Here is a 17168-nt window from a genome sequence, read left to right on the forward strand (position 1 = left end):
TGAACGGCTTTTTTTGCGCTGCTACCTTGCTAATTTACTTCTTCGAGCTTTACTTCTTCGGTACGGCGGTGCCTTCGGGCAGAGCATACGCGATCAGGGTATCGCTCATCTTCGTGCCCAGCGAACCGTGGCCGCCGGCCATGACAACGACGAACTGGCGTCCCGACTTGTTCGACACATAGCTCATCGGCGTAGCCTGGCCGCCGGCCGGCAAGCGGGCTTTCCAGATGACCTTGCCGTTGCTGACGTCGTAGCCGCGGATGTAATAGTCGAGCGTGCTGCTGAGGAAGGTCACGCCGCCGCCCGTGGTGACCATGCCGCCCAGGCTGGGCACGCCCAGCGGCAACGGGATCGGCACGGGACCGCTGTCGCGCGTGGTGCCGTTCTTGTGCATCCACACTTTTTTCATGGTGCGCAGGTCGACGGCGGCCACATAGCCCCACGGCGGTGCCTGGCATGGGAAGCCCAGCGGCGACAAAAAGGCCTTGATTTCCACAGCGAACGGGACGCCCGTCTGCGGCTGCAAGCCCATTTCGCCGCCCGTGCCGCCCTTGGCCGTCGTTTCGGCGCGCGGCACGAGTTTTTCCAGGAAGCCCATGTAGTCAGGGTTGACGATCAACAACTGGCGCACGGGGTCGATGGCCGCGCCGCCCCATTCGAAGATGCCGAGCGGGCCCGGCGAGATGACGGCGCCCTTGCCGGCCGTTTGCGGCGTGAACGGGCCTTCATAGCGGCGTTCCTTGAAGATGATGCGGCAAGCGAGCTGGTCGAACGGCGTCGTGCCCCACATGTCCGCTTCGCTGATATTGCGTTCAGGCAAGAAGGTCAGGGCCGAGAACGGCTGCGTGGGCGACAGGGTGTCGCCGGCGGCAGGATTGCTCGTCGGCACGGGTTTTTCCGGCGCCGGCACGACCAGGCTGCCGTCGCGGCGGTCGATCACATAGATGTCGCCCCGTTTCGTCGTGGCGACGACGGACGGCACTTTGCCTTTCGGCGTGTCGATGTCGACCAGCGAAGGCTGGCCGCCGATATCCATGTCCCAGATATCGTGGTGCACGGTCTGGTAGACCCAGTGCACTTTACCGGTCGCCAGGTCCAGCGCGACGATGGCGCTGTTGAATTTCTCGCCGTTCTTGTTGCGGTTGCCGCCCCAGGTATCGGGGGTTTCATTGCCCATCGGGATGTACACCATGCCCAGCTTTTCATCGATGCTGGCCACGCCCCACGAGTTGGGCGAGTTGTTGGTGTAGTTCTTGCCTTCAGGGAAGGGCTTGGTATCTTCCGGCGTGGCCGGGTCCCAGTTCCACATCAGCTTGCCCGTGACGGGATCGTAGCCGCGGATCACGCCCGACGGCTCTTCCGTCGAATGATTGTCCGTCACGCTGGCGGCGATCACGGCCATTTTCTGCGAGACGGCGGGCGGCGAGGTCGGCATCAGGAAACCGCGCTTGATCATCGCCATGTTTTTATACAGGTTGACGACGCCGTTGTTGCCAAAGCTCTTGCACGACTCGCCCGTATCGGCATTGACGGCGATCATGGTGCCGTCCATGGTCGGCGCCAGGATGCGGCGCGGGCATTCCATGCCGGCCGCTTCGGGGGCCGGGTTGTTCTTGGCGCGGCCCGCGTTGACGTCCCAGTAGGCGACGCCGCGGCAGATCATGTGCTGGTAGCTGGCCGCGTCGCGGTTGATCTTCGGATCGTGGCGCCAGATTTCCTTGCCCGTGTCCGGGTTCAGCGCGATGACGATATTGTGCGGCGTGCACAGGTACAGCATGTCATTGACCTTCAGCGGCGTGACTTCGTTGGCGATCTCGCCCGGGTCGTTCGGTCCCTTGAAGTCGCCCGTATGATAGGTCCAGGCTTCTTTCAGGCCGGAAATATTCGCCGGCGTAATCTGCGCGGCCGGGGCATAGCGGTCGCCATAGCCGGAGCGGCCATACGCGGACCAGTCGTTGTGCTCGACGCCGGGCGCCAGGTCGCCGCTGGCGGTGGCGGCCATGTTTTCGGCCGGCACGTCGCCATGCAGGTCATGGTAGTCCTGGAACAGGGCGATGACGCCGGCGATGACGGTCAGGGCCACGGCGGCGGACAGGGCCGTGCGTCCCAATTGCCCCTGTTTCGTGGCGGCGGGTGGCGCCAGGCGGCGGCTGACGAAGGGCAGCAGCAGCCAGACGGCGGCGGCAAACCAGATGTCGAGGCGCGGCAGCAATTGCCACCAGTCGAATTTCACTTCGATGACGGACCAGATGAGGGTGGCGGTCAGCAAGAAGGCGAGGAAAGCTTGCGCGCTGCGCTTGCCCTGGAATACCAGCACGCCGGCGACGAGCATGCCTATGCCGGCCAGCAAGTAGTACCAGGAGCCGCCGAGCGTGGCCAGCCAGATGCCGCCGCCCAGCAGGGCGAGGCCAAACAGAATGAAAATAACGCCGGTGACCTTTAATAAAGGCCCGGGCCGGAAAGAGGGAATCATCATATTCCTTTTTGCAAGGATTTATCGGTGGCGCGTTGAAAGCGCCATATTGAATTCAGGGAAGGCGTCGATTGCAGAATATACAAAGTTTGGAATCACCAGAATGTGACAGTTTATCAGAATTGATGATTGTCTTCTGGTCGCGCCATTTTTTGGCCAGGCCGTCATTTGAATCAAATAAATGCTTCAAATAAGCGCAAAGATTATGCTGGATGAGGGAGTTTCCGGGCTGGCAGGCTTGATGGCCATCGATGGTGAGACGGCCGCGCCATCACGCGCTGACAGTTCGGGGAGAATAAGCCTGACACAGTTGTTATAAGTGGCTGCAATAAATGCAATGCCGGTTATGATAACCATGTCCGCTGGATGGTGATATTGAAATGAAAATATGACGATATTTCAGGTATTAACTCGGGGTCGACCGTAGTAATGCTTAAGTGTTTCTACTTATTATTCCCAATAGCCTGTTTATTCTCTCGGCAGCAGCTTGCGCGTGCCGGACGGCCGTGCTGGCGAGTGTTGCTGGCTGGACGCGCAAAACGCCGGCGCGCCGCTGCTGCATCGCACAAGCTGCCTGTACTTCGCTATAATTGCGCGGTTAAAACACCATCCGCTAATGAGGAACCCCATGAGTTTGAATAACGTCTCTTCCGGCCGCGACCTGCCGAACGATTTCAACGTCGTCATCGAAATCCCGATGAATGCCGATCCGATCAAGTACGAAGTCGACAAGGAAAGCGGCGCGATCTTCGTCGATCGCTTCATGGGTACCGCCATGCATTACCCGTGCAACTACGGCTACGTGCCGAACACCCTGTCGCCGGACGGCGATCCGGTTGACGTGCTGGTCATCACCCCGTTCCCGCTGATCCCGGGCGTGGTCGTGCGCTGCCGTCCTATCGGCGTGCTGAAAATGACCGACGAGTCGGGCGAAGACGCGAAAGTGCTGGCCGTGCCAGTCGACAAGGTCCTGTCGATTTACAGCCACTGGCAAAAGCCGGAAGACTTGAACGAACTGCGTTTGCGCCAGATCCAGCATTTCTTTGAGCACTACAAAGATCTGGAAAAAGGCAAATGGGTCAAGATCGACGGCTGGTATGGCCCTGACGTGGCCAAGGAAGAAATCCTCGGCGGCGTCGCCGCCTACAAGGCAGATGCTGCAAAAGCCTAACAGCATCAGTTAAAAAACGCTCCTCGCCAGTCATGGCCGGGAGCGTTTTTTTATGCGCGAAACGGACTGTGTTCGTTCAACTCATCGAGATAGGCATCGATGCCGCCCCGTTCGCGCTCGAGGAAGCGCTGCACGGCGTCGGCAAAGGCAGGGTGGGCCAGCCAGTGGGCGGACCAGGTCTTTTGCGGCAGGAAGCCGCGCGCCATCTTGTGCTCGCCCTGGGCGCCGCCTTCGAAGGTGGCGATGCCGTTGGCGATGCAAAACTCCAGCGGCTGGTAGTAGGCCGTCTCGAAATGCAGGCAGGGCACGTGTTCGAGCGCGCCCCAGTAGCGGCCATACAGGGTGTCGGCCGTGTGGATCACCAGCGAGGCGGCAATGGCCCGGCCTTCGCGTTCGGCGATCACCAATAGAATGTTCTGCGGCATGGTCGCGCCTATGCGCCGGAAGAAGTCCAGCGACAGATAGGGCGAGGAGCGGTGTTCCGCATAGGTATTGCTGTAGCAGCGGTGGAACAGCTTCCAGTCCGCGTCCGTGGCGTCCATGCCGCGCACCTGGCGCATGGTCACACCCGCTTCCCGCACCTTGCGCCGCTCGGCGCGGATATTCTTGCGTTTCTTGTGTTCCAGGGTGGCGAGAAATTGCTCGAAATCCGTGTAGCCGGGATTGAGCCAGTGAAACTGCACGCCGCTGCGCATCAGGTAGCCGGCCTCGGCCAGCTGGCGCGCCTCGCTTTCCGGCGGGAACAGAATATGGCAGGACGACACGTCGGCCGCCTGCTGCTGGGCCTGCAGGAAGGCCAGCAGGGCGGCGCGCGCTTCGCCATCGCGGGCCAGCAAACGCGTGCCGCTGACGGGCGTAAAGGGAATAGCGGACAGCAGTTTCGGGTAGTATTCGAGGCCATGCTGCTGATAGGCATCGGCCCAGGCCCAGTCGAACACGTATTCGCCATACGAGTGCATTTTCAGGTACAGGGGCAGGGCGGCGGCCAGCGTGTCTCCTTGCCACAGCACCAGGTAATTCGGTTGCCAGCCCGTGTCCGCGCTGGCGCAGCCGGACTCGTGCAGCGCGTGCAAAAAGGCATACGAGAGGAAGGGATTGCTATCCGCCTGGCGCGCCAGCAGTTCAGACCAGGCCGCTTCGCCAATTTCAGCCAGGGTAGTGACGATAGCCGTGCGATAATTCATTGTTGTAGTGTGCATTCATCACTCTCGGGGCGCCACCATCGGCCTGTGTGCCCCTGTCTTGTTTAATAGAACGAAAATATCCATCATCATGACAGTCAAAGTCGCAATTGCTCAAATGAATAGTACGGTCGGCGATCTGGCCGGCAACCGTGCCAAGATCTTCGACCTTTCCCGCCGCGCCTTTGAAGCGGGCGCCGATATCGTGCTCACGCCGGAACTGTCGCTGGTCGGCTATCCACCCGAAGACTTATTGCTGCGCAATGCATTCTACGCAAAAACGCAGCAGGCGTTTGCCGAGCTGGCCCGCGACCTGGCCCAGTTCAAGGATTTGCACGTGGTGGTGGGCCTGCCCCTGCAGGACGAGAAGGGCGTGCGCCACAATGCCGCCTCCGTGCTGCTCAATGGCGAAGTGCTGGGCACCTACCGCAAGCACGACTTGCCGAACACCACCGTGTTCGATGAAAAACGCTACTTTACGTCGTCCGACCAGGCTTTCGTGTTTGGCGTGAAGGGCGTGCGTTTCGGCATCAATATCTGCGAAGACACGTGGTTCGAGCATGCACCGATGCGCGCCCGCGCGGCCGGCGCGCAAGTGCTGCTGGTGCCGAACGGTTCGCCCTACCATATGAACAAGCAGCATCTGCGCTACGAAACCATGCGCAAGAACGTCAGCGCGCAAGGCATGGCCCTCGTGTACGCCAACCTGGTCGGCGGCCAGGACGAGCTGATTTTCGACGGCGATTCGTTTGTCATGGATGCGGCCGGCACGATTTGCGCTCAGCTGCGCCATTTCGAGGAAGACTTGCAACTGGTCGAGTTCGACGGCGCCACGCCCGTGCCGCAGCCGCTGGCCACGCCGTTGACCACCGAGGCGCAGGTGTACCAGGCGCTGGTGCTGGGCGTGCGCGACTATATAGTCAAGAACGGCTTTCCGGGCGTGCTGATCGGCATGTCGGGCGGCGTCGATTCCGCGCTGACCCTGGCCATCGCCGTCGATGCGCTGGGCGCCGACAAGGTGCGCGCCGTGATGATGCCGTCGCAATTTACGGCCGATATCTCGTGGATCGATTCGCGCGACATGGTAAAACGCCTCAATGTGCGCTACGATGAAATTCCGATCAAGCAAACCTTCGACGCCTTCCGCGCTACCTTGGCCGGTGAGTTCGCGGGGCTGGCGGAAGACGCGACGGAAGAAAACATCCAGGCGCGCATCCGCGGCACCCTGCTGATGGCCCTGTCGAACAAGCATGGCAGTATCGTCTTGACGACGGGCAACAAGAGCGAGATGGCGGTCGGCTATTGCACGCTGTACGGCGACATGGCGGGCGGCTTTGCCGTGATCAAGGATATCGCCAAGACGCTCGTGTACCGCCTGTGTGCCTGGCGCAACAGCGTGTCGGACGTGATTCCCGAGCGCATCCTCACGCGGGGACCGTCGGCCGAGCTGCGCGCCGACCAGCTGGACCAGGATTCCCTGCCGCCATATGACGTACTCGACGGCATCATGCAGCTGTACATGGAAGAAAACCGGCCGATCGCCGAGATTATCGAGGCTGGCTACCCGCCGGCCGATGTGGCCCGGGTCACGCGCCTGATCAAGATCAATGAATACAAGCGGCGCCAGTCGCCAGTGGGCATCCGCGTCACGCACCGTGGCTTTGGCCGCGACTGGCGCTACCCGATTACCTCGAAGTTTTACGAGTAAGGCGGGGTTCCGTTAAGCCAGCTAATGAAGAACTGACGATTATCAATAAGGAGAAAGCCATGAAACAGATTACCGCCATCATCAAACCATTCAAGCTCGACGAAGTACGCGAGGCGCTGGCCGATGTGAACGTGACGGGCTTGACCGTGACGGAAGTGAAGGGCTTTGGCCGCCAGAAGGGTCATACCGAGCTGTACCGTGGCGCCGAGTACGTGGTCGACTTCTTGCCGAAAGTCAAAGTCGAAGTGGTGGTGGACGACAGCGTGTCGGAACTGGTGGTCGACGCCATCATCAAGGCAGCCCGCACGGGCAAGATCGGCGACGGCAAGATCTTCGTGCGCGACGTGGAGCAGGTCATCCGCATCCGCACGGGCGAGACGGGTCCGGACGCGGTGTAAATCCAAGCCAACAATGTTGTCGGATTACGGTCCTTCAGACCTAATCCGACCTACGTGATGTATCGCTTATATGGCCGTAGGTCGGGTTAGCGCGCCAGCGCGTAAGCCGACGCTGCTGAGCTAACAAAGCTGTTGGATTGCGCTTCAGCGCCCCAGCCGCATGTCGAATTTCCAGCAGATCAGGCGCAGTATCGTGATGCCGCTGGCGCTGGTCCATAGCGCGAAGTCGTGTTCGGCGCCGAAGTGCATCTGCAGCAGATAAGCCCAGCAGCCGAAAAACGCGCAGATCGCATACGGTTTGCCGTCGCGAAATACCATCGGCACTTCGTTGCAGACAATGTCGCGCATCACGCCGCCGAAAATCCCCGTAATCACTCCCATCATCGACGCAATGAAGATCGGCATGCCGGCGCGCATGGCTTCGGCCACGCCGGCGATGGCGAACATGCCAAGGCCGATGGCGTCGGCGATGACGATCAGGCGTTCCGAGACGATCTGCCGCAGATGCTGGATCAGGGGCGCGGCCGTCAGGGCCAGCACGAAGATCAGAATCGCGTATTCCTGGTGCGAGACCCAGAACAGAGGCCGCTTGTCGAGCAGAATGTCGCGCAAGGTGCCCCCGCCGAACGCCGTGATGAAGGCCACGACGAATACGCCGACCAGGTCCATGCGCTTGCGGCGCGCTTCGATGAAGCCGGAAAACGCGCCCACCAGGATGGCGATGACCTCAATGATCTTGATCAGCGAGCCAGGCGGCAATTGGGGTGGCATCATGGGTGGAGCGCGTGCACGAGACGCTAAGCAGGAAATAATTGTCACAGGTTAACATGACACGGCCCCGAATGGTGACAAACGGGGCCGTGTGCAGGGTGTAACTTGTTACTGAATTGTAATTTCTTGCTATCTATCCTAGCGGATGGGCTGCAGCGCGGAAGAAAGCAATACCACCAGCGCGCCATCGCCCCCTTCGGAGCGGCGCGCCTGGCAGAAGGCGATGACTTCCTCCTTTTGCACGAGCCAGCTGTGCACCATCGATTTCAAGACCGGTTCCTGGCCTTTCGAGCCAAAACCCTTGCCGTGGATTACGCGCACGCAGCGCAGCTTGCGCCGCGTCGCCTGGTTCAGAAAGGCGCCGATGCCGTCGCGCGCCTCGTCGCGGCGCAAGCCGTGCAAGTCCAGCTCATCCTGGATGGGCCAGTGGCCCTTGCGCATCTTCTTGACCACGTCCGGCCCCACGCCGGGGCGGGCGTAGTTCAGGGCCGGATCGTTTTCCAGATAATGGTCGACCTCGAACAAGTCCGACAGCGACTCGCGCAGCACGGCCGCGTCGTCCTCTTCCGGGGACAACTTGCGCGCGGGCTGCTGGGCGCTTGCCGCGCCCGCCTTGGGCAGGCTGGGCACGTAGCGGTCCGACTCGGGCAGGCGCTTGACGCCGCCGATGCTGGCCTTGAACAGATTGCTTTCCACGGCCTGCACCTTGACCTGTTGCGCGCGCTCAGCCGCGGCTTGCGCGCGCGCATCGGCCTGCTCCTTGAGCTGCTTGCTGACCGCTTTCAGGTCGGCAAAGTCTTTCATCGACGCCATGCGACGCTTACTCCTGGCCTTCCAGGTAGCGCTGGGCGTCCAGTGCTGCCATGCAACCCGTACCGGCGCTGGTGATGGCCTGGCGGTAGATATGGTCTTGCACGTCGCCGGCTGCAAATACGCCCGGTGCGCTGGTGGCCGTGGCCATGCCTTCCAGGCCCGTCTTGGTCTTGATGTAGCCGTTGTGCATGTCCAGCTGGCCTTCGAAGATGCCCGTGTTCGGCTTGTGGCCGATGGCGATGAAGACGCCATGCACGCTCAATGCTTCGACCTTGCCGTCGATGGTCGATTTGATGTTCAGGCCCGTTACGCCGCCTTCGTTGCCCGTCACTTCGTCCAGAGTGTGGTTATATTTCAACACGATCTTGCCTTCGGCAACCTTGGCGTTCAGGCGGTCGATCAGGATCGCTTCGGCGCGGAACTTGTCGCGGCGGTGGATCAGCGTGACTTTGTTGGCGATGTTCGACAGGTACAGCGCTTCCTCGACGGCCGTATTGCCGCCGCCGACGACGGCCACTTCCTGGTTGCGGTAGAAGAAGCCATCGCAGGTGGCGCAGGCGGACACGCCCTTGCCCATGAATTCCGCTTCCGACGGCAGGCCCAGGTATTGCGCGGATGCGCCCGTGGCGATGATCAGCGTGTCGCACGTGTATTCGTGGCTGTCGCCCTTCAGGCGGATCGGCTTTTCATTGAGGAAAGTGGTGTGGATATGGTCAAACACGATTTCCGTATTGAAACGCTCGGCATGCTGCAGCAAGCGCTGCATCAAGTCCGGGCCTTGCACGCCCATCGGGTCGCCGGGCCAGTTTTCCACGTCGGTGGTGGTCATCAACTGGCCGCCTTGTTCCACGCCGGTGACCAGCATCGGGTTCAGGTTGGCGCGGGCGGCGTAGACGGCGGCGCTGTAGCCGGCTGGGCCGGAGCCGAGGATCAAAACGCGGGCGTGTTTGGTAGTGGTCATGGGAGGCTTCTCTATGAGTGGGGTCTATCCGAATTGGGGGCATACGCGCGAAGAACAAGGCTGTATTGCGCTTGCGCAAGCAATCCTCGATTATAGACCAAGCCGCCTGTAGCGACGAATCGTGGGGCCGTCCGGGGCATATATGGCTTAGAATACTTCCTTATTATGGGAAATTCCCTTTCAGAAACATTTTTCACCTTGCAGCGCTTCCCAGAATGACTAAACCAGCCCAGGCCAATCAAAATAGCTACACCCGAAAACCGGTCGAACGCCGGCCCTTGCCCAACCGGCTGGTACGGCTGCTGTCCGAGGCGCGCTGGTTCGCGCTGGCCGCGTTTGCCCTGTATTTCGTGCTGATCCTGGCCAGCTTCAACAAGCTCGACCCCGGCTGGTCGCACGCCACCAATGTCGACAAGGTGGCCAACCTGGGCGGCAAGCTCGGCGCCACCTTTTCCGATCTGTTGCTGTATATCTTCGGCTTTTCCGCCTGGTGGTGGTGCGTGTGGCTGTTGCGCACCGTGTGGAATGGCTATCGCCGGCTGAGTAAGCGCTTCCTGCTGGAAGAGGAAGAGGTGGAGCGCGAGCACCATGTCGAGATGCTGATCCGCATCGTCGGCTTTTCCATCATGCTGATCGGCAGCATGGGGCTCGAATACCTGCGCATGGCGAAAAGCCTGCACGTGCAGCTGCCGCGCGACCCGGGCGGCGTGCTGGGGCAGCTGGTGGGGCATTCGGCCCACGTGGCCTTCGGTTTCACCGGCGCTACTTTATTACTGTTGCTGCTGTTCGGCCTCGGTTTCAGCCTGTTCTTCCACGTTTCTTGGTTGCAAGTGGCCGAACGCATCGGCGGCGCGATCGAAGACGCATTTAATTGGTTCGTGCTGCGCTACCAGGACCGCGAAGACCGCCGTCAGGGCGAAGTGGCCGCCGTGCGCCGCGACGAAGTGGTGGTCATCGAACGGGCCAAGCACGTGGAAAAGCACGTGGCCGCGCCGCCCGTCAAAATCGAGCCGCAGGTGGTGACCGTGGTGAAATCCGAGCGCGTGGAAAAGGAACGCCAGGCGCATCTGTTCGAGAACCTGGGCGATGGCAAGCTGCCGCCTTTGTCGCTGCTCGACGAAGCGCCGCCCGTGGTGGAAACGGTGTCCGTGGAAACCCTGGAATTCACGAGCCGCCTGATCGAAAAGAAATTGTCGGACTTTGGCGTGGATGCCAAGGTAGTGGCCGCTTACCCCGGCCCCGTCGTGACGCGCTATGAAATCGAGCCGGCCACGGGCGTGAAGGGCAGCCAGATCGTGGGTCTGGCGCGCGACCTGGCCCGTTCGCTGTCGCTGACGTCGATCAGGGTGGTGGAAACCATTCCCGGCAAGAATTACATGGCGCTGGAATTGCCTAATAGTAAACGCCAGATCGTGCGCCTGACGGAAATCCTCGGCTCCAAGGTCTACAACGATGGCGTGTCCAGCCTGACGATTGCGCTGGGCAAGGATATCGCCGGCAAGCCCGTCGTGGCCGATCTCGCCAAGATGCCCCACTTGCTGGTGGCCGGCACCACCGGTTCCGGCAAGTCCGTCGGCATCAATGCGACGATTTTGTCGCTGCTGTATAAATCCGACCCGCTCGACGTGCGATTGATCCTGATCGATCCGAAGATGCTGGAAATGTCCGTTTACGAAGGCATCCCGCACTTGCTGGCGCCCGTCGTGACGGACATGCGCCAGGCAGGCCATGCGCTGAACTGGGCCGTGAACGAGATGGAGCGCCGCTACAAGCTGATGAGCAAGATGGGCGTACGTAACCTGGCCGGCTATAACGCGAAGATTGCCGACGCGAAAAAGCGCGAAGAACACATCCCGAATCCGTTCAGCCTGACGCCGGATTCGCCGGAGCCGCTGGAAAAACTGCCGACCATCGTCATCATCATCGACGAGCTGGCCGACTTGATGATGGTGGTGGGTAAAAAAGTCGAGGAATTGATCGCGCGTATCGCGCAAAAGGCGCGCGCCGCCGGCTTGCACTTGATTCTGGCCACGCAGCGCCCATCTGTAGACGTGATCACGGGGCTGATCAAGGCGAATATCCCGACGCGTATCGCCTTCCAGGTCTCGTCGAAGATCGACTCGCGCACGATTCTGGACCAGATGGGCGCGGAAACCCTGCTGGGCATGGGCGACATGCTGTACATGCCGCCCGGCACTGGCTTGCCGATGCGCGTGCACGGCGCGTTTGTGTCGGATGAAGAAGTCCACCGCGTTGTCAGCCATCTGAAGCTGCAGGGCGAACCGAATTACATCGAGGGCATCCTCGAAGGCGGCACCCTGGAAGGCGACGGCGCCGAAGGCGGCGCGCCGGGCGAGGGCGGCGGCGAGGCCGATGCCCTGTACGACCAGGCGGTGGCGGTGGTGCTGAAAAACCGCCGCGCCTCAATTTCGCTGGTGCAGCGTCATTTGCGCATCGGCTACAACCGCGCGGCCCGTCTGCTCGAGCAGATGGAGCAGAGCGGGGTGGTATCAACCATGCAATCCAATGGCAACCGGGAAATCCTGGTTCCGGCGGCGAGTAGTGAACAAGGGTAACGGAATGAAGAATACGACTTTCGCAGCAAAAATGATCCTCGGCGCGGCCAGCGTCGCCTGCAGTATGCTGTTCGCGGCCAGCGCCTCGGCCAGTGCCCTGGAACAGTTCAAGAGCTTTGCGGCCGGCACCAAGTCGGCCAAGGGCGAGTTCGTGCAGCGCCAGGTCAAGAAGGCGGACGCCAGCGGCAAGGCGAAAGTGTCGACGCCAGCCAGCGGCACCTTCGAGTTTGCGCGCCCAGGCAAGTTTATCTGGACCTACCTGAAGCCGTACGAGCAACTGCTGCAGGCGGACGGCGACAAGCTGTATATCTACGACAAGGACCTGAGCCAGGTGACGGTCAAGAAGCTGGGCGACGCGCTCGGTTCCTCGCCGGCCGCCATCTTGTTTGGCAGCAACGACCTGGAAAAGAATTTCACCTTGGCCGAAGCGGGCACGCGCGATGGTCTGGAATGGCTGAAAGCGACGCCGAAAGCGAAGGACACGACCTTCGATGAAATCACCATCGGCCTGCGTAACGGCGTGCCGGAGGCGATGGAATTGCGCGACTCGTTCGGGCAGACGTCGGTGCTGGCGTTCAAGAATTTCCAGAAAAATCCGGCGCTGTCCGCGAACCATTTCAAATTCGTGATGCCTAAAGGCGCGGACGTCATTAATAACTGATTGTTGACGTCTTGCTGTTGACCGGCCTCGCAGCGATGCGGGGCCTTTGCATTCTTACCCGGTACATACTATGGCGGATCTTTTTTCCACCGCACCGCGCCAGCCGCTGGCCGAAGCCTTGCGGCCTGCTACCCTTAACGAAGTCATCGGCCAGACGCATCTGCTGGGCGTGGGCAAGCCGCTGCGCCTGGCCTTCGAGGCGGGCAAGGCCCATTCGATGATCTTGTGGGGGCCGCCCGGCGTGGGCAAGACGACCTTGGCGCGCCTGATGGCGAACGCGTTTGACAGCGAATTCATCGCCCTGTCGGCCGTGTTTGCAGGGGTGAAAGATATCCGCGCGGCCATGGACCAGGCCCGCCACAGCCTGGACCAGTTCGGCAAGCACACCTTGCTGTTCGTCGACGAAATCCACAGGTTCAACAAGTCGCAGCAGGATGCCTTGCTGCCTTTCGTGGAGTCGGGCCTCGTGACCTTCATCGGCGCCACCACCGAAAACCCCAGCTTCGAAGTGAACTCGGCGCTGCTGTCGCGCGCGCAAGTGTATGTGTTGAAGTCGCTCAACGAAGACGAGATGAAGCAGTTGCTGGCCAAGGCGCAAAGTTCTGCGCTGACGCACCTGACATTCGACGAAGCGGCGGCCGACACCCTTATCGGCTATGCGGATGGCGATGCGCGCCGCTTTTTGAACTTGCTGGAACAGGCGGAGACGGCGGCCAGCTCGACGGGCACGACCAAGATCGACGCGGCCTTCGTCGACAATGCGCTGACCCTCAATTCGCGCCGCTTCGACAAGGGCGGCGACAATTTCTATGACCAGATTTCGGCCCTGCACAAGTCCGTGCGCGGCTCGAACCCCGACGCGGCCCTGTACTGGTTTTGCCGCATGATCGACGGCGGCGCCGACCCGCGCTATCTGTCGCGGCGCATCGTGCGCATGGCCTGGGAAGACATCGGCCTGGCCGACCCCCGCGCCTTGACGATGGTCAATGACGCGGCGGAAACGTATGAACGCCTCGGTTCGCCAGAAGGCGAGCTGGCCCTGGGCCAGGCCGTGATCTACCTGGCGATCGCCGCGAAAAGCAATGCCGGCTACAACGCTTTTAATACGGCCATGGCCTTCGTCAAGAAAGACAAGTCGAAGGAAGTGCCCGTGCACTTGCGCAATGCGCCGACGAAGCTGATGAAGGAACTCGGCTACGGCCACGCCTACCGCTATGCGCACGACGAGCCCGATGCCTACGCGGCTGGCGAAACGTATTTTCCGGACGGCATGGCGGAACCGGGCTGGTACCAGCCCGTGCCGCGCGGGCTGGAAAGCAAGATTGCCGACAAGCTGGCGTGGCTGCGCGAGCTTGACAGGAAAGCAGGAAAACCGGCCGGCAAGGGCTGAGGCTACAGGCCCAGCAAGGTAAAACCGTCGTCCTGCGGCGCGTAGCCGACCAGCCGGCGCGTCGCGTCGATGGATAGCCGTTTATAACGGTTGTCCGACACCCCATGCACGACGTGGTAGCCGGCTGGCACGTCCGCCGCGATGCAGCGGGCCAGCAGTTGCACCACGTCGCGCTCGCTGATGAAGGCGGCGATGTCGCGCGCACTGTGTTCTTGGCCTGGCGCAAAGCGGGCCACGTTGGCGATGCGCACGGCGATCGCCGTCATGCCATGCTGGTGCGCGAAGGCCGACGCCACGCCTTCGCCGAAGGCCTTGCTGGCGCCATACATGTTCGCCGGACGCGCGGGCATGCTTTCGTGCACTTGCACGTCCAGCTGATAGCCTTCGACGGCTTGCGCGCTGCTGGCGAATACCACTCTGCTCACTCCCTGTGCCTGTGCCGCGCGGAAGATGTTGTGCGTGCCGATGATGTTCGGCTGCAGCAACTGCGCATCGAAATCGGCGCTGGCGTGCGGCACGCCGGCCAGGTGCAGCACCACGTTGATGTCCAGGCAGGCGGCCAGGCAGGCGGCGTAATCGCTGACGTCGAGCTGCATGGACGGGCAGGGCGCTTGCGCCAGCCCGTCCGTGTGCAGGTCGGCCAGGCGCAGGGAGAATTCCCCGTGCCGGCGCTTCCAGAAAACGGTGCCGATGATGCCGGCGGCGCCCGTGACGAGGACGCGCAAAGGTTGTTGAATCATGTATTCCTTGTATTGAGTGTGTGAGGCAATGCCAGGCTCAGCCAGCGCAGGAGGGCGGGGCGCGGGGCGGCCGTCTCATGCACGCGGATGCGTCCGCTGCCCACGGCTTCGACCAGCACCAGGCCGTCATTCGGGATCGTGTAGCGTTCACCGCTGCGCAGCACGCAATCCTCGAACTGGGCGTAGGCCGTGATCCAGGCCGTGCCGGACAGGCATTCGATGACCCTGGCGCGCGCTTTTTCCAGGCGCAAGGGGCGTTCGCTGCGTAATTCGTGGTCGGTTTGCATGGCATCGCTCCTGTTGTGCGGACAGGAACAGCTTAGGCGCTGGGCTTGAACCATGACAGGTGCAGGAAACCGAAATTGTCATGCATACAGTGTGCTTCGTCGTACACTGTGCTTGTCAAAAAAACGGGCAACTGTATCTGTGCGTGCCGCGCGCGCCAGCCGCATACTGAAGGGATGAACATGAATGCGCCTTTGAATCTGTACGAGCACCTGGCCAACGAGCTGGGCGCCTTGATCGACGCGCGCGTGTTCGCGCCCGGCGACCGCCTGCCGTCGATCCGCCACCTGGCGCAGCAAAAGCGCATTTCCGTCAGCACGGTGATGCAAGCCTTGCGCCTGATGGAAGACCGGGGGCAGGTCGATGCGCGGCCCCAGTCCGGCTATTTCGTGCGCCACCGGGCGCCGCGCCGGCCCTGCAGCGCGGACGCGCAGCACTTGAAGGAGCCGGCCTTTGTCGGCATCAACAACCTGTTGATGCGCGTGCTGAAGGAAAACGAGGCGCCCGCTATCGTGCAGCTGGGCACGGCCTGGCCGCCCGACGAGATATTGCCCATCAAGCGCATGCAGCGCACCATCAGCGCGGTGGCGCGGCGCGAGCCGGCGTTATTGAGCAAGGTCAGCTGTTATGACGTCAGCGAAAGCAACTTCCTGCGCCAGGTCGCGCGCCGCGCGCTGGACTGGGGCAAGCTGGACCCGCGCGAGATCGTCGTGACGAATTCCTGCACGGAAGCGATCAGCCTGTGCCTGCGCGCCGTCGCCAAGCCGGGCGACACCATCGCCATTGAGTCGGCCACGTATTTCGTGTTGCTGCAGATGATAGAAAGCCTGGGCATGAAGGCGCTGGAAATCCCCACCGACCCGAAGACGGGGCCGTCGCTCGATGCGCTGGAGCTGGCCCTGCGCGCCGGCCTCGTGCAGGCGTGCCTGTTCGTGCCGAACGCGAACAATCCCCTGGGCTGCGTCATGCCGGAAGCCAACAAGAAGCGCTTGGCGGGCTTGCTGTCGGAATTTAATATTCCGCTGGTGGAAGACGATGTCTATGGCGACCTGTGCTTTGCGCCGCAGCGCCCGTGGCCTGTGAAGGCTTACGACACGAGCGGCAATGTGCTGCTGTGTTCCTCGTTTTCCAAGGCTATCACGCCCGCGTCGCGCGTCGGTTACGTGCTGGCCGGGCGCTACGCGCAGGAAGTGGCCTTGCTGAAAACCGTGTCGAGCGGCGCCACCAGCCATTTCTTCCAGGCCGTGCTGGCCGACTTTCTGGAAGGCAGCAGCTACGACCAGCAGCTGCGCAAGATGCGGCGCACCCTGGTGCAGCGCATCGCGCGCATGTCCGATGCCGTGGCGGCCAGCTTTCCGGCGGACTGCATGCTGTCCGAGCCGCAGGGCGGTTTCGTGCTGTGGGTGCAGATGCCGCCGCAGGTCGATGCGCTGGCCCTGCATGGCCATGCCATTGCCGACGGCGTGGCGTATATGCCGGGCCAGCTGTTCTCGGCCTCGGGCAAGTTCGGCAATTATCTGCGCCTCAATTGCGGCAATGCGTGGACGCCGCGCATCGAGCAGGCGATCGGCCGGCTGGGCCGCCTGGTGCATGAGGCCTTGTAACTATTTTTTGCGTTTCAGTCCCCGTTTTTCACCGTTCGCTCCCTGTTTTTCGCCGCTGGTCGCAAGCCGGTGGCCTTGTTTGCCGCCGTTGGCTAAAGTAACACCATACCAGCAGCAGTCAACGACGAAAACTAACCAGGAGTCACATCATGCACGTACTGAAAAACATGGAAATCGCCTTTATCGCCGCCGCCGTCCTGGCCATCGGCAGCAGCTTCGCCACCGCCGGCGCCAACACGGTGGAGGTGAGCGCCACGTCGACCCTGATCGCGCAGGCCTCCGACAGCACGATGCCCGTCGTCACCGTCAGCGCCCGCCGCCTGACCGCCGCCGAAAAAGCCGCTTTCATTTAAGTATCCGCCGTAAAGCGGGCGCGAGTGCCCGGCCATGCCGCCATGACGATGGCAGAGCGAGTGCAAAACTCATAAAGAACTGA

Annotated in this window: 15 protein-coding genes; 8 read left to right on the forward strand and 7 right to left on the reverse strand. The window is 61.7% G+C overall.

Annotated features, from left to right (window positions below; translation table 11 throughout):
* Positions 1 to 49: 49 nt before the first annotated feature.
* Positions 50 to 2476 carry a membrane-bound PQQ-dependent dehydrogenase, glucose/quinate/shikimate family gene (locus tag AC3RCG_RS10165; protein ID WP_492405593.1) on the reverse strand — a complete coding sequence of 809 codons (2427 nt, stop codon included), beginning with the start codon at positions 2474 to 2476 and terminating at the stop codon, positions 50 to 52.
* A gap of 625 nt (positions 2477 to 3101) precedes the next feature.
* Between AC3RCG_RS10165 and ppa the strand changes: the two genes are divergently transcribed.
* Positions 3102 to 3644, forward strand: a complete 543-nt coding sequence (gene ppa / locus AC3RCG_RS10170) for an inorganic diphosphatase (RefSeq protein WP_070225002.1) — start codon at positions 3102 to 3104, stop codon at positions 3642 to 3644.
* A 50-nt stretch (positions 3645 to 3694) separates the two neighbouring features.
* Here ppa and AC3RCG_RS10175 read toward each other — a convergent pair whose 3' ends face one another.
* Positions 3695 to 4828 carry a GNAT family N-acetyltransferase gene (locus AC3RCG_RS10175; protein ID WP_070225003.1) on the reverse strand — a complete coding sequence of 378 codons (1134 nt, stop codon included), beginning with the start codon at positions 4826 to 4828 and terminating at the stop codon, positions 3695 to 3697.
* Between the two features lie 88 nt (positions 4829 to 4916).
* On the opposite strand from AC3RCG_RS10175, the gene AC3RCG_RS10180 reads away from it, so the two are divergent.
* Positions 4917 to 6533: an NAD+ synthase gene (locus tag AC3RCG_RS10180; RefSeq protein WP_492405595.1), complete on the forward strand. Its 1617-nt coding sequence runs from the start codon at positions 4917 to 4919 to the stop codon at positions 6531 to 6533.
* 59 nt (positions 6534 to 6592) lie between these two features.
* Complete coding sequence (locus tag AC3RCG_RS10185) at positions 6593 to 6931, forward strand: P-II family nitrogen regulator (RefSeq protein ID WP_034758685.1); 339 nt, start codon at positions 6593 to 6595, stop codon at positions 6929 to 6931.
* A 144-nt stretch (positions 6932 to 7075) separates the two neighbouring features.
* Here the strand turns inward: AC3RCG_RS10185 and AC3RCG_RS10190 are convergent, their stop codons facing one another.
* From AC3RCG_RS10190 to trxB, 3 genes are all read right to left on the reverse strand, one after another.
* Positions 7076 to 7705 carry a trimeric intracellular cation channel family protein gene (locus AC3RCG_RS10190; protein WP_034786156.1) on the reverse strand — a complete coding sequence of 210 codons (630 nt, stop codon included), beginning with the start codon at positions 7703 to 7705 and terminating at the stop codon, positions 7076 to 7078.
* Positions 7706 to 7840: 135 nt separating this feature from the next.
* Positions 7841 to 8515, reverse strand: a complete 675-nt coding sequence (locus tag AC3RCG_RS10195) for a Smr/MutS family protein (protein WP_070225005.1) — start codon at positions 8513 to 8515, stop codon at positions 7841 to 7843.
* A gap of 7 nt (positions 8516 to 8522) precedes the next feature.
* Entirely contained in the window at positions 8523 to 9476 is a 954-nt protein-coding gene (trxB, locus tag AC3RCG_RS10200; protein ID WP_034758671.1) for a thioredoxin-disulfide reductase, read from the reverse strand.
* A 215-nt stretch (positions 9477 to 9691) separates the two neighbouring features.
* Between trxB and AC3RCG_RS10205 the strand changes: the two genes are divergently transcribed.
* The 3 genes from AC3RCG_RS10205 to AC3RCG_RS10215 all read left to right on the forward strand — a co-directional run bounded on the left by AC3RCG_RS10205 (position 9692) and on the right by AC3RCG_RS10215 (position 14103).
* Positions 9692 to 12052 (forward strand): DNA translocase FtsK, encoded by a 2361-nt coding sequence (locus tag AC3RCG_RS10205; protein ID WP_070225006.1) that lies wholly within the window; start codon positions 9692 to 9694, stop codon positions 12050 to 12052.
* Positions 12053 to 12083: 31 nt separating this feature from the next.
* The gene (gene lolA, locus AC3RCG_RS10210) at positions 12084 to 12713 is read left to right on the forward strand and encodes an outer membrane lipoprotein chaperone LolA (RefSeq protein ID WP_139143741.1); all 630 of its coding nucleotides are present in this window, start codon (positions 12084 to 12086) and stop codon (positions 12711 to 12713) included.
* 70 nt (positions 12714 to 12783) lie between these two features.
* Positions 12784 to 14103: a replication-associated recombination protein A gene (locus tag AC3RCG_RS10215; RefSeq protein ID WP_092613692.1), complete on the forward strand. Its 1320-nt coding sequence runs from the start codon at positions 12784 to 12786 to the stop codon at positions 14101 to 14103.
* Positions 14104 to 14105: 2 nt separating this feature from the next.
* On the opposite strand, the gene AC3RCG_RS10220 is transcribed toward AC3RCG_RS10215, so the two are convergent.
* Positions 14106 to 14843, reverse strand: a complete 738-nt coding sequence (locus AC3RCG_RS10220) for an NAD-dependent epimerase/dehydratase family protein (RefSeq protein WP_492405600.1) — start codon at positions 14841 to 14843, stop codon at positions 14106 to 14108.
* Positions 14840 to 15130 carry a DUF2917 domain-containing protein gene (locus AC3RCG_RS10225; RefSeq protein WP_409026806.1) on the reverse strand — a complete coding sequence of 97 codons (291 nt, stop codon included), beginning with the start codon at positions 15128 to 15130 and terminating at the stop codon, positions 14840 to 14842. Before AC3RCG_RS10225 ends, AC3RCG_RS10220 begins: the two co-directional genes overlap by 4 nt.
* Positions 15131 to 15310: 180 nt before the next feature.
* On the opposite strand from AC3RCG_RS10225, the gene AC3RCG_RS10230 reads away from it, so the two are divergent.
* Complete coding sequence (locus AC3RCG_RS10230; RefSeq protein ID WP_492405603.1) at positions 15311 to 16732, forward strand: aminotransferase-like domain-containing protein; 1422 nt, start codon at positions 15311 to 15313, stop codon at positions 16730 to 16732.
* Between the two features lie 149 nt (positions 16733 to 16881).
* Positions 16882 to 17085, forward strand: a complete 204-nt coding sequence (locus tag AC3RCG_RS10235; protein ID WP_492405605.1) for a hypothetical protein — start codon at positions 16882 to 16884, stop codon at positions 17083 to 17085.
* Positions 17086 to 17168 lie beyond the last annotated feature (83 nt).

Source organism: Janthinobacterium sp. GW823-FHT01H08 (assembly GCF_058797855.1).